We start from the raw sequence: 13815 nt of genomic DNA, 5'->3' as shown, positions 1-13815 counted from the left end.
CTTCCCCATTAACGTTTGAGGGAAGTCCTTCTTTCTTCATTAAAATACCCTAGTCGTCCAATCTTCGCAATTCCAAACGTCAGTGACGATGTCCTGATAAAATTCAGGCTCGTGTGATATGAGCAGGACACTGCCATGATAATCTTTCAATGCACGTTTGAGTTCTGCTTTTGCGTCAACGTCCAGGTGGTTGGTTGGCTCATCGAGTATGAGCAGATTGGTCTCTTTGTTTAATAATTTACAAAGGCGGACTTTTGCTTTCTCGCCTCCGCTCAGTACGCGTACTTTACTTTCAATATGCTTCTTGGTGAGGCCGCATTGAGCCAAGGAACGGCGCACCTCCTGCTGGGTGAGGTGGGGGAAATCCTCCCACATTTCTTCAATACATGTTCGGTTGGTTGTTTCTTTTAATTCCTGTTCAAAATAACCGATATGAAGGTGCTCTCCTAGCTTTACAGAACCAGAAACCGGATTAATTTCTCCGAGAATACTCCGCAGTAGCGTGGTTTTCCCGATTCCGTTTGCTCCTGATAATGCAAGCTTTTGGCCACGTTCCATGACCAGGTTGAGTTTTCTTGATAGCGGCTCTTCGTATCCAATGACGAGATCGTTTGTCTCGAACAAATACCTTCCTGCTGTCCGTGCTTCTTTGAAACGGAATTTGGGTTTTGGTTTTTCCGAATCTAATTCGATGACATCCATCTTATCCAACTTCTTTTGACGTGACGTCGCCATTTTACTCGTTGCCGCATTTGCTTTATTTTTGGCAACGAATGTTTTCAAACTGGCGATTTCCTTTTGCTGCTTCTTAAAAGCGGATTCAAGCTGTTGTTTTTTCATATCATACACACGAAGAAATTCGTTATGATCCCCAGGGTAACGAGTGAGTTCCTGGTTCTCCATATGATAGATCAAATTGACGACGCTATTTAAAAACGGTATATCATGTGAGATAAGAATGAATGCATTCTCGTACTCCAGTAAATATTTCTTTAACCATTCGATATGTTCAACATCAAGGTAGTTGGTTGGTTCATCAAGCAGCAAAATATCCGGTTTCTCTAAAAGGAGTTTGGCAAGCAGGACCTTCGTGCGCTGTCCGCCACTCAAATCGTGAACACCACGCTCTAAACCAACCTCATCCAGACCAAGTCCATTTGCAACTTCGTCAACTTTAGCATCAATGGTGTAAAAGTCATTGTTTGTTAAGGCATCCTGCAGCCGACCAGTTTCTTCCAGTAATTCTTCCAGTTCCTCAGGCCCAACGTCCCCCATTTTTGCAAAAAGTTCGTTCATTTCTGTTTCGATATCAAATAGATATTTGAAAGCAGTCCGAAGCACATCGCGCATTGTCATACCCTGGCTAAGATCGGCATGCTGGTCCAAGTAACCGATGCGTACGTGTTTCGCCCACGTGATGGTCCCCGCATCAGGCTCTAATTTACCCGTAATGATATTCATAAAAGAGGACTTACCTTCACCATTAGCACCAATAAGCCCAATATGTTCACCCTTTAATAAACGAAAAGAAACATCTTCAAAAATAGCCCGATCACCGAAGCCATGGGTCAAATCTTTAACTGTTAATAAGCTCATGTAAAACACCTTTTCCTTCTATAAGTTTCGCTTATCTATTATAAAGGTCTTTGGTGAAAAGTGATAGAGGGGAGGGGGGATTTGTGAAAGTTTAAATGTCTTTAGTGATACAATTAAATAAAAAGCCATACGTATATTCAATTATGAATGTTATACTTGTTGTACGAATTTGATTGTTTTTCAATAACTGTATTCAACAAATGGGCCAAATTATTTAAGAAAGGATTGTACCTTTATTTTCAACAATTTAAAATTAATCACGATGAACCATATCATAAGTAATGTGGCTTTTTGGTAATTTAAAGTTAATTTTTCTTCCTAAATAATAACTTTTATAATTTGTACAAGATGTGAATAACAGTTTTATTGTTTTTAAGCATAGACCTCCACCCATCGATAAATGAGGGGAAATTATTAAAAAAGTAAGTTTAATTAAATTTAAAGTAGTTGAAAGGAATTAAAAAATGGATTACTTACGTTTAAAAGGCTGGAGTGACAAGATTTATTCGATGCCAGAAATCCCTAGAGCGAATAATTTTGTTGATTCTCTATACACCTATTTGGAAAAGTTTAAAAATAACAATTTAGAAGAAAAGATGGCTATAGGATTGAGAACGAATGGTTTTTTACTTAAAGATGAGAACAATAGCTGGAAACTAACTGATATTTCGAAGAAAATTTTAAACACAAGAAGTAATGAGATATTATTTGAACACTTAAGTAATACGGTAATTTTTTTGGGAGAAATACTATACTTATTGAATCAAGATAGTATGAGTATTGGAAGACTATTGAAGATTGCTAATGAGGAGTACTTAATAGTAAATTGGAAGAAGAAAAGCCAGATTTATACCCGACTGCAGTGGCTGAGAGATATGGGAGTAGTGGAATATTCCGGTTTCGAAAACCTTTATAAAATAAATAATAAAAGTCAGGTTTATCTAGAAATAATTAATGATAATTTTGAACTACACAAAAAAAATGAAATCGAAACTACTGAACACGATGAAATTATGAATAGCATCCCAAATTGGATATATGATAACAAAAAGAAGGATCTAGACAATTTAGGATATATTGCAGGAAGGAAAGAAAATTATTTAAAAACTATTAAAGAAACTATACGGTTAATACAGAATAAGCAAAATGATTTGTTGGATTTTATAGAGAGCTCAGTCTTTTCAGGTTTAAAAGAAAATAGTATAAAGCATCATATTAAAACATTAACAGATATGGGATTAATTGAACGTCAGTCATTAACTACTTACAAAGTAACAGCTTCTGGAGAGAAAATTCTATCATTAAATGACTTTCAGTTTGTATTTTATCTCGATAAGATTTGTACATTTGTTCTAGAAATTCTACTGTACTTAAATAGAAAACCTCAAACATTAAAAGAGTTAGCAGCAATACCTAAAGAGAAGTATTCTGTTAATAAAGACAGTATGAGTAAACGATTGAACTTTTTAGAAGTAGCTAAATTAATATATAAAGTTGATTACTATACATATGCAACCTCTGAATTAGGAAAATCAGTACTATCATACTTTAATATTGAATCGTCACTTACTAGTGATAATAATGAAATCAATGAGAATGATTTTGACATAGATAGTTCTACTCCAACAGACTCAATTGATTCATTAATTATAGAGCTGAGGCAAGCAGCTTCAGATTCCACTCTGCCTTCACGGTTTGAAAAAGTTATAAATGAGTGCTTTATCAACTTAGGGTATGATAGTAAATGGTTAGGGAAATCAGGTGAAACAGATGTGCTAGCACAAACTAAGACAGCTCCGGTTTCACAATATAAAATAATTATTGATGCAAAATCCACTTCATCACCTACAGTGAGTGATTCGCTAATAGACTTTGATACTTTAAAAGAACACAAACAGAAGTACAATGCTGATTACATTGTCGTAGTAGGAATAAAATTTGACAAAGGAAGAGTAGCTAAAAGAGCTAATGAGCATGAGGTAGCTTTGCTAGACGTGGATGCTTTAGCTGACTTATTGAAAAATCACAGAGAAGTTCCTTTAGGGTATAAAGAATATGAAAAGATATTTTCGAAAGGTGGAATTGTGAATCTAGATAGTTTGGCAGAAGATAGGGCTCAGTTAATATTTCAAAAAAAATTAGTATATTCAGTTCTAGATGTACTGACAGAAGAAAGAGATGACTCAGTCACAAAAGGGGAATTGTCTGCTCGTGACATATATATCATGTTAAAAATGAACCAAAATCTTAGTCAATCTCCTGCGTTGAATCAAATTGAGGGTGCATTAGAATTTTTATCTTCTTCATTCATAAGAGGAATTGAAAAAACAAAAAATGGCTATTCTGCAACAGGCTCAGTTACTGAAATAAGCAATATTTTAAACTTCTTGTCTAGATAAAGTGGAAAAAGCTCGCAAACACATCTTTCTTGTGTTTGAAGAATTACTGCTTAAATTCTTCTATGTCATTAATGGATTTACCTGATTGCTGGAAAATTGGATCGTTCATTTTGTGAGCCCTTTCATATATTTGACGGTTTAGTATTTGGTTTTATTGGTGAGGATTTATTTTTTTCTAATAAATAGTTAGACTAGTTTTGTCAGTGTAATATAAAAATATATAAAAGGTGTGAAAAAGTATACAATTCTAATTAATGTGGGAGTGATAGCATTGAAAGACTACCAAAAAGTATTTGCGTTTTTACCGTACTTCGATCGTTACACCATTATTATCTTATAAATGAATATATTGATTTTATTTGTAATTATTGGTAAAATTGTGTTTGTGAGTATACTTGGAAATTCCTCTGCATAGAATATTTTGCCTTTAAGGCGGTATAGTTTGACGCCCCTTGGTATTTCAATGCATCGGAGCATGAAGCCTAAGGAGCACGAAAAAATCCTTATGCACTCACTAAAATACGTGAGCAGAGATTTTTCGGTTAATGGCAAGAGTTAAAAGGTTCATTCCATCACCTTCCAAAAAATGAGCAGAGGGGACTAAGGTCCTTAATACATTTGGAAGGAGTCTTTTATTATGATTAAAAGAAATACTCGCATGAATCGTTTGAGAAAGAAGCGAAAGGTAAATAGAATTTGGAGGCATTGTATCACCTTTATCAGTGTAATAGGTCTGGTTTCTGCTACACCAAGTTCGTTTTCCTTTTTAAGCAATTTGTTTTATTTGCTTTCATTATTAGCTGATAATTTTGCTAATTTCGCTGAATTAATCATTAACTCTTGCCTTAATTAACATACAATGAGGGATGTATATGGATTTTCAAAACAGCAAACTATTCGGAGTGACTAATAAAAAATATCTATCTGAGCTTTTACATATTGAGGTATATAAACTCAAGGATATAGAAAAATTTTTCACTACAAAACCGTTCTTTTCAAAAGATAAAAAAAAGAGAATGTTATATAATCCTCCTCTAGAATATAAAAGGGTTATAAAAAGAATGGCTTCTATGCTCGCTGATATTGAACCACCAGACTATGTCTATGGAGGTATTAGAAATAGAAGTTATGTGGGAAATGCTAATGAACATTTAGAAAACGATTATTTTTTGCTTTTGGATATTAAAAATTTTTTTCCATCGACTTCCGAGTATTATGTATACACATTCTTCAAGGATAAACTTCAAATGTCAAAAGACATTGCAAAGATATGTTCATTACTTACAACTGAGCCACTTCCCCACTCAAAAGCTAGTCGACATTTGCCTCAGGGATATTCAACAAGTCCACTTTTAAGCTTTTTTAGTTACTATGATATGTTTTTTGGTTTAAAAACAGTTGCAAATAGAAATAACATCAAATTTACTTGTTATTATGATGACCTTACTTTTTCTTCGAGAAGCTTCATTTCTAAAAAATTTAGAAGTCATGTTATTAGTATAGTTAATAGTTTCAAGTTAAGTGTCAATACAAGAAAATCAAGGCTTTTACACAATAGAAGAGGTATCGGAGTAACAGGAACAGTTATAAAAAATAATAGACTATATGTTCCAAACCAATTACAATTAAAAACCGTTAAAGTATATAGAGAACTTACACATCAATTTGTTAGTCAGCCTCAAGATAAGAAGAGGTTGGATAACCTATGCAATAAATTGCAAGGATACATAATCGCTGTAAAAGCTGTTGAACCTGATAAACCTACAAACCATTTTTCTCATAAACTTAATGAAGTAAAAGAATATTTACGTAAAATTAATTAAAAAAGTAATTTTATGTAAATATTCTTTTTTTGGTGGCGCATGCCAGCTTGTTTGATAAGAAGGCCTTCCTCAAAAAGCTTACGGGCAGTCCTTCATTACTTTTAGGAATGTATACGTTTTATCGATATTAGTATAAGTAAGACATATTCCCCCTTCACATTACAGTCTTAATGTGGAAGGGGGAATATGTTCTTTCATCATTCAATAATTATTAAATTAATATACATAGGTGTAAAGTAAATAACAAATTTAAAAACCTGTACTATTTTAAAATATATTGGGTCTCGTCCGCAATCTTATATTCATTTTCAATGTTGTGTAGTATCAGTTGTAAATGTTCCAATATAGCATATAACTCCCTTGTCTCAAACCATGAGTAAAGTGGTTGAGCATGGGATAGGTCATCTCTTAGTTCTCGAGATTTTTTAAACAAACCTTTTGCCTTGTTCTTACTTAATTCTATATACTGAATTAAATGTTCAGGATTACTCATTAGAATGTCAGTTTTATCACAAAACTGGGTGCAGTCTAATAAGTCATTTTCTCTATTTTTTGATTTGAGATTGTTATATTCTTTAATAGCTTTTTTAATTCTATTTTCTTTTAATATACTTTGCCAAGTTCCTTCGGGATATAGTTTCTTAATAATTGTTGCAATACTACTTTCAAACGATGTAATTAGACCATAAAAAAGCATTCGTACAGCTGGTTTTTCTATGTCCGATCTAGTTATTATAGAAATAATGCTGGATCTATCAATAATGAAAAGCCTTTCCTGCGTTTTTAATATTTGAATACATTCAACTAATGGTGTATTTACAGAAACGAGATCTTTAATATCAAATTTGTGTACATTATTTTTCCAACTATCTGATTTAAAAGACTGTTTTGCAATGTAGCCCGTTACGCTATTTCCTTTACGAAATGCTAGCACATCAAAGTTTTTAACATTGAAATAGTAATTAATTCTTTCTGCATCTTCTTCAGTGACTGAGATTATCGGTTCTGCAATGTCTTTTGCAGTAAAAAAATCTCTGAAAGCTAGTTTATTGGAATTCAAGTAAATTCCCCCCATAGTCTAGTTAAGATAGTAAGAAGTATTTTTATATTATTAATAATATGTTTTAAATATCCCACCTAATCCTATTAAAATGGACGAGGATAGGAAGATTCTTTTATTCACTTAAATTTCTTATTTAATTTAAAAATATCAAAAGAAGTCTTATTATAAACCTTGTTATTGGCGTATTTCTTAGGGTTACGCATCCATCCCTTACCTTTTGGCATTTTTAAACCAGCGCGATGGACGTTTAATACTGGTTCTTGCTGAGATTCTCTTTTTGATACTTGGTTTCCGCATTCCGAATTTCATGACGCCACTCCTGTTCATTACTAATTACATTTTACTATAAGTGTAGGGTAAATGGATAGATAGAATGAAGTTACTGATTAGTCATATATTTTTTTCAATCAGTATAATATTCTTGATGATTTACAGCTTTCATAATCCTATCCCGAAATTCCTCATTCCTCAATTTCCTCCTAGCTTCTTTCGACCAGCCTTTCACAGCATCAACAGTAGTATTTTCCTGAGCCGCAAGATCCCTTAACGACATACCTTCCATCACTACATAATGTAGCCATTTCAATTGATTTGAATTTAACTTGGAATGAATTTGCTTCCAAAGTAAACAATTTTCTGAGAGAATATGATTTCTGAAATTGGTGGATGAAGGTGAGGTTATTTCCGTGGCGTTTTCCTGGAGATAGGTTTGTACTTTTTCTTCATATCGATTCTGTTTACGGATTAGATCAATGAGGCGATTGCGGATGGTGAAATTGAAGTAGGTTGATAGTGGGCCTTTATCAGGTTTGTAGGCTTCATAAGCATTCCACATCGCACATAAACCTTCCTGGAAGAATTCCTGATGAGGATCGTGGATATTTAGTTTATAGATGTGATAATGAATGCGTCGTTCGTTTTGCTTGAAAACTTCTTCAAATGTATATTGCTTTGTCACGTGGTATGACTCCTTTATGACGAGATAAAGGTGGAGTGTGCGGGGATGAGCGGAGGTGGATTTAGAATTGGTTATCTTTATAGAGTTGTTTCATTTTCTCATAAAATTCACCGGGAAGATATAAGTAAGCTACCAATTTCAAAAATGTATGAAGGGTAGTATTATATTCTCCACGCTCAATACGCGCTAGATGATTCGGGCTTAATTCCACTTGCTCAGCTAACACTTCAAAAGTGAGCTGATTTTCTTTTCGTTATTTTCTAAGGTGTTGTCCAATCACTTGCTGAGGCTGCTTATCTCCACACGAATCCCCCTTTTCAGAATTATTATCCTTTCAGGGAGACAAAAGTACACAACGTATATGTTGTATTTTGGTGGTTTAATATAAAATTCAAATTTTATTCGAAAGCCTGGAGTTAAACTAATAGTACTCAGGAACTATTAAATTCTAGCAAAACCTGCCATCTTTCTGCAATTATACCTACTTTTCTCCTGTATTTTTGATAGAATGTAATTAGAATATAATTATTAGAATATTATACATAAAATACAATTGAAGTAGATCTTAAATAGACTTTACTTACGAGGTGATACATTGCTTACAGATATAGTTATAAAATACATAGAATCGATAAAAGAATTCAAGACTATTTCTCAACAGAAAACTAATTGGGTTACGAAAGTAGATGAAGAATACTTTTACGTTGAAACTGATTCATCAAGACAAAAATATAGTAATCGTGAATCAAATGAGCCCTGGCAAAAAGTTTCATTAGACTCAGTGAAAATAGAAATAGAACGCTTATTTCAACAGAGAGAATTAAAGAGAGAGCAATTAGCAAACCAAGGAAGGTCTACTTTTATTATTTCATTAATTGCACAAATTCCTTTTGTTAACATTACCTCAGATAATGGGGATACATATCTCACTTTAAAAGAGTTTAAAACAAATGAGCTACCAACTGAACAATATAGTAAAGTAGTGGAACTTCTTAATGAGATAATTGAGCAAAAGTACGATCTGAAAAATCTTAGTAAACAAGTTCAAGGGAACCTGTACCGAATTAAGTCGCGTGGCAGACAGGACTTGCGGTTGCTCGGATTTGTAGATGCCAGCCATTCTAGGAATGAGGATTTGTTGGATAGGTATGCTAAGGCAAATGAAAAGTCTGAATTTATGGCGAACATTATTAAAAATCTCCCTTATTTTAAAGTGGTATTGGAGTTGTTATCTAGATTAAGTGAATACTCCAGAAGAAATAAACAACAGATTTTCCCTGAACTAGCAATGTTAGTTGTACGCAATTCAATCAAAGATAATTTAATGAAAGAGTCTGTTGCTAAAGAAAGAACCCATAATCTATTTGTCTATTTAGAGCAAGTAGGATTAGTAGATAAGGAGTGGAATTTAATAGTGGAAGAACAAATCCGTCCAAAGTTATTAAGAGTAATGAATGAGTATGTTTCTGAAAAGAGTACACCGTTTAAAGCAAATGAACTGGGGAGTTTTGTGCGGAGTGATCTTGCTAATGGATTTAAAGATCTCTCTATTGTTGATACAGAAAAATACTTGGTCAAGGCTTCTGTAGGTCAAGGTAATTGGGCGCAGGTACCTTGGCTAGCAATTTTGAACAAAAAGATTACGACTACTACTCAAACAGGATTCTATATTGTTTACCTTTTTAGTGAAGACATGGAACGCCTATACTTAACGCTAGCACAAGGTGTTGCTGATAATTCGAAAGAAACGATTGAACGTATTAAACGAGATATCAGGGACAAGGTATTTATTTATCCTAACACCCATACGGACAATGAACTTGATCTAGGTCAAAGTAGTAAGGCGACCGGTTACAGAGACTCTACAGCATTATACATTGCCTATGATAAAAATGAATTCCCAAGCGAACAGAAATTACAAGAAGACCTCTCGCAAATGATCAATTATTACGAAGAGTACATAAGTAAACAATCTGGACAAATTATTGAGGAGCATCCGGAAATGGACGTTAATGAAACAGATCAAAGCATCATCACCCATATACATAGCTTTATAGAATCAAAAGGATTTTATTATAGACAGGATGAAGTCGAATTTAATGAAGTGAAGTTAGATCATTTTTTATTTCCAGATAGCGAAGATTTAGCACAGCCTAAGTTAATTAACAATGATCGAATCCAGTCGCAATTTTTATATTTGAAGGATGCCTATGATAAACACAAAAGTATTGTTCATGATGTTACGGATAGACTGATTGAAATCAATGAACTGTTGGCTCCGATTCAGGCGCACATTGGTTACCGAGTGCGGGATGAAATTTGTTTTTATCTAATTTATAGCAGATTTTTAATGGACTTTGATAAAGCTTTTGACTACCAGTTACATCAGAAAATATTGCCACGAATAACCGCTAGTGAAACACAGGCATTTGAAGTATTGAAGGACCTCTATCAATACTGTACGAATCATCAATTTGAGGAAATAGAGCCTGAAAATCAATCGGAAATAATTAAAAATTCGAAGTATCCCAAATCAGCTAAAAAAGTACATGACATGTTGAGAAGGGGGCAATCAGATGGCTTCACTTCCTTCTGGGCCAGGTAATGAGGACACGGAACTAGTCGTCATTGAGACGGATGATTTTCATCTATATATTAAAGGTAAACCTTATCATGAACGATATGAAGGCTTGCGAAACTATCAAATGATTCAAAACGATGAAACTATGGATTTAAGTGTGAAAGGGGATCACATCCAATCCATTTTGGTTTACGACTTAAAAGCAGACAAGTTAACTGATCAGACAAGGGTTCCGCCTATCTTTTTTGAAAATCGAGTTTACCAGTTAGTTGTAACACCTAAAAACGGTAAGACCTTATCTTTCTACCATGAACACCCTGGTTTAAGGATGGCTGTTACTCCAGTTGGTAGCCCTCCTCACCAACTACTGATGGGTAATTTACAGTTTCAAAATGAAGTTGGATTTTCAACCTTTGAAATTCGTGATGAACAAAATGTTTTGTTGAAAGTAACAATGGAGATCTTTCCGATTAAACTGAACTATAAAGAGGACTATAAGAAACTGCTAGACGAGGTTAATGAAGAAGTCTATAACCTTGCTTTTCATTTTATTAAAAAGACATTTCTAGGTGCTACTACTTCGTTTACTAAACAACCATCATGGTCTGAGTTTTATCGGTTATTTGATGCTCATTTTAAAAACTTAATGAAGTCGATTACTGTCATTGAAAGACAACCGCATCATCAGTTGGAAAAGACGTATAGAAAAGTGCGTGGTGATCAATTAAAAAAAGTGGACGCCACTGGCCGTAATTATCTAAGAAAACGGCCGCAGTTATTTCAGCAAGTACAAAATGGTATCAAGCTAGGTAAGCAAAACGTGATGCCAATCCATGGATTAAACGTAAAGAAACAATTGTCTTACAATACATTGGAAAACCAATTTGTGAAATGGATGATGAAGAGGTTAATCAACAAGCTAGAGCATCTTTTAAACGTAATCCAAACGTCAAACCACCCTTATCAGCAAAACAATAATGAAGCGTTATTGGCTAATATAAATAAGATGACGGTAGCGCTTGATAGAAAAATTAAGTCACCATTTTGGAGGGAGATCAATCAGTTAAACCGTTCTGTTATGAGTTTGGTGATGCAAATGGCTCCAGGATACCGTGATATGTATCAAATATATTTAACCGTTTCACGAGGTCTTATTCTTCATGGTGAACTATATAATATGTCGGTCAAAGATGTAGCCACCCTTTATGAATATTGGACCTTTATTAAGTTAGGTCAAATACTTGGATCTAAATACCCTATGATTAGTCAGGACATAATTAAGGTTAGACGTGATGGCTTATTTGTTCAACTTGACCAGTCAGCTTCAGCAAAACGGGTATTTAAACATCCTGTTACGAATGAAAAAATCACCTTACACTTTCAAAAGCTTGACGGAAATCTGCCAACCGTTTCACAAAAACCTGATTCCATGTTAAGCATTGAAAAGAAAGGAAAAGACTACGCGTACCACTATATCTTTGATGCAAAGTACCGTATAGATTTTGCGACAGAAGGCTCGTACTACCGAAGTAAGTATAAACAACCTGGCCCTTTAGAAGAAGATATTAACACGATGCATCGATATAGAGATGCTCATGTCGTAAGGGAAAGCGCCATGTATGAAAGATATGCATTTGGTGCCTATGTATTATTTCCATGGTTCGATGAAGAAGGATACGCAGAGCATGATTTTTATAAAAGCATTAACGATGTAAACATTGGTGGATTTCCTTTTCTTCCGAATAGCACTAGGTTAGTAGAGCAATTTATCGAGAGATTGGTAGAAAAAAGCCCGGAAGAATTACAAGAAGAAGGCATACTACCTAAAGGTACATTGCAGGAGTGGCAATCGTCGTTAGAGAAAAAGGTATTGATAGGAAAAGTAGCGAATAAGGACGTCTATCAAGATTTCCTTCAAAATAAACGATATATTATACCGTTGTCTTACCTTACAAAGGGTTGGCAGGAAGCGCAATATGTTGGCCTATACCTTCCTAAAAAAGAGTTTGGAAATCGGATGGGCGTTTCATTGTTGGGTTTTGTCGAAGAAGTAGTTTTCGTTAATGGGAAAGAACTAGATATCGGCGATGACTCAGTTGACTATGCTGTCATTCAAATTAAAGTATGGGAATCACTCGATAAGACGATCAAACCAGTCAACTATGGCATTAAACAATACATGATGACTACATTAGCTAACGTAAAAGAAGCTAATGAATTACCTCAACTATTCATGAAGACACCTGAAGAGATGAAGTTATGGAAGATGCTGCGAAGGATATCTTCACAGGTAAACGTTGAACTTAATGACTTATACGTGGATAAGGCTGGATCGATTAAGAGCTTTGAAACAAATGGAATGAAACTGAGATTGACGGATGTTCTGAATATAGAATTAAGTAAAGGCGATTCTGCAGAGGTTATTCCAGGGGGAGATTTGTTAAGAAATCCGTCTGGTGTATTTCGGCGGATTGTTGAGAAGGGGATTAGTTAAGGAATATACGTATTGAGTAAAAATGAACATATATTGCTGTTAATTTCCTTTAAAAATAATGTACTCTGACCGAAATAAATATAGGGTGATGGAATGGAAATAGATTTTAGTCCTTTGAAGGAAACTATGAACGGAATGGCAATTGATTTACTAATAATATTAGGAATCCCATTTATTGCTGCTCTGTTAATTGGTTATGTGTTAAAATTTTTCAGGTTACCAACTGGATTGATCCAGAATACAGCAGTTGTAGTTTTCTTATTAGGTTTATATCAAATGTTCATGATTAAGTATTAAGGCATCTCAAAACGAGATGTCTTTTTTTGTAAACAAGTGTCTGCTTATAAATCGTCATTTTAGTAGTATTCAGCCATCTGTTTCCAGTTATTTCGCTTGGTGGTGTGGGAGTTATATTGTTTTTGTTATACGCATACAATAAAGAATCGTCATCGAGATAGAAGTTTTATAGTTAATAATGTAGGAGGGGATGTACATGTATTTAAGACCTTTAGAAGAACGTCAAATTACGAATGATGAGATAAAGCTTGTGGCTGCCGCGCTTTATGAAGCAAAGGTAAAGGATGATGAAATTCTGCGTGTTTTGATGAAGGAATGTAATATCGACCGCGAGCGAGCAATAAATGCATTCCAAAATGAGAAGTTTCTTATGTCTCCTTGTAAAAAATTGTATCACTATTTAATCTTGGAAAAGGGCTATAACGACCATGATGCGGATGTGTTTGTTCGTGGAAGCGCGAGGTCTAAAATAGCAGGGAATACTGAATTAAGCAAATTATCCCCAGCTAAATTGTTTGACGCTATTAATAAGGCAAATAAATAGACTGTTACGTTAGTAGTTATCGTCTCTATGTGACTTAAAACATAAAAGAACAGTGAGGAA

The 13815-nt window shown here is 34.3% G+C and carries 9 protein-coding genes and 2 pseudogenes; 6 read left to right on the top strand and 5 right to left on the bottom strand.

Annotated elements, in window-relative coordinates; translation table 11 throughout:
* Nucleotides 1-39: 39 nt before the first annotated feature.
* A complete protein-coding gene (locus tag VBD025_RS15920; RefSeq protein WP_430791456.1) occupies nucleotides 40-1596 on the bottom strand; it encodes an ABC-F family ATP-binding cassette domain-containing protein in 1557 nt (518 codons plus the stop codon).
* 464 nt (nucleotides 1597-2060) lie between these two features.
* Here VBD025_RS15920 and VBD025_RS15915 point away from each other — a divergent pair, with 464 nt between their 5' ends.
* Complete coding sequence (locus tag VBD025_RS15915; protein ID WP_430787234.1) at nucleotides 2061-3995, top strand: restriction endonuclease; 1935 nt, start codon at nucleotides 2061-2063, stop codon at nucleotides 3993-3995.
* Between the two features lie 872 nt (nucleotides 3996-4867).
* Nucleotides 4868-5818 (top strand): reverse transcriptase family protein, encoded by a 951-nt coding sequence (locus tag VBD025_RS15910; protein ID WP_430787232.1) that lies wholly within the window; start codon nucleotides 4868-4870, stop codon nucleotides 5816-5818.
* Between the two features lie 262 nt (nucleotides 5819-6080).
* Here VBD025_RS15910 and VBD025_RS15905 read toward each other — a convergent pair whose 3' ends face one another.
* From VBD025_RS15905 to VBD025_RS15890, 4 genes and pseudogenes are all read right to left on the bottom strand, one after another.
* Nucleotides 6081-6878, bottom strand: a complete 798-nt coding sequence (locus tag VBD025_RS15905) for a hypothetical protein (protein ID WP_430787230.1) — start codon at nucleotides 6876-6878, stop codon at nucleotides 6081-6083.
* Between the two features lie 119 nt (nucleotides 6879-6997).
* Nucleotides 6998-7190 (bottom strand): annotated as a pseudogene (locus VBD025_RS15900) (hypothetical protein).
* A 94-nt stretch (nucleotides 7191-7284) separates the two neighbouring features.
* Nucleotides 7285-7839 carry a sigma-70 family RNA polymerase sigma factor gene (locus tag VBD025_RS15895; protein WP_430787228.1) on the bottom strand — a complete coding sequence of 185 codons (555 nt, stop codon included), beginning with the start codon at nucleotides 7837-7839 and terminating at the stop codon, nucleotides 7285-7287.
* 61 nt (nucleotides 7840-7900) lie between these two features.
* A pseudogene (locus VBD025_RS15890) lies at nucleotides 7901-8080 on the bottom strand (helix-turn-helix domain-containing protein); the annotation flags it as partial.
* 354 nt (nucleotides 8081-8434) lie between these two features.
* Here VBD025_RS15890 and VBD025_RS15885 point away from each other — a divergent pair.
* From VBD025_RS15885 to VBD025_RS15870, 4 genes are all read left to right on the top strand, one after another.
* Nucleotides 8435-10444, top strand: coding sequence for a DUF3578 domain-containing protein (locus VBD025_RS15885; RefSeq protein ID WP_430787226.1), 2010 nt, complete (start codon nucleotides 8435-8437; stop codon nucleotides 10442-10444).
* Complete coding sequence (locus VBD025_RS15880; RefSeq protein WP_430787224.1) at nucleotides 10416-12914, top strand: DUF2357 domain-containing protein; 2499 nt, start codon at nucleotides 10416-10418, stop codon at nucleotides 12912-12914. The genes VBD025_RS15885 and VBD025_RS15880 overlap by 29 nt, the downstream gene beginning before the upstream one ends.
* Nucleotides 12915-13007: 93 nt before the next feature.
* Nucleotides 13008-13211, top strand: a complete 204-nt coding sequence (locus VBD025_RS15875; protein WP_430787222.1) for a hypothetical protein — start codon at nucleotides 13008-13010, stop codon at nucleotides 13209-13211.
* Nucleotides 13212-13407: 196 nt separating this feature from the next.
* Nucleotides 13408-13755: a hypothetical protein gene (locus VBD025_RS15870; protein ID WP_430787220.1), complete on the top strand. Its 348-nt coding sequence runs from the start codon at nucleotides 13408-13410 to the stop codon at nucleotides 13753-13755.
* The last annotated feature ends 60 nt before the right edge of the window (nucleotides 13756-13815 follow it).

The organism is Virgibacillus flavescens, from assembly GCF_050574275.1.
In the GTDB taxonomy this organism is placed as follows: Bacteria; Bacillota; Bacilli; order Bacillales; family Amphibacillaceae; genus Virgibacillus_F; species Virgibacillus_F flavescens.
This window is presented reverse-complemented; position numbering and strand designations above follow the sequence as displayed.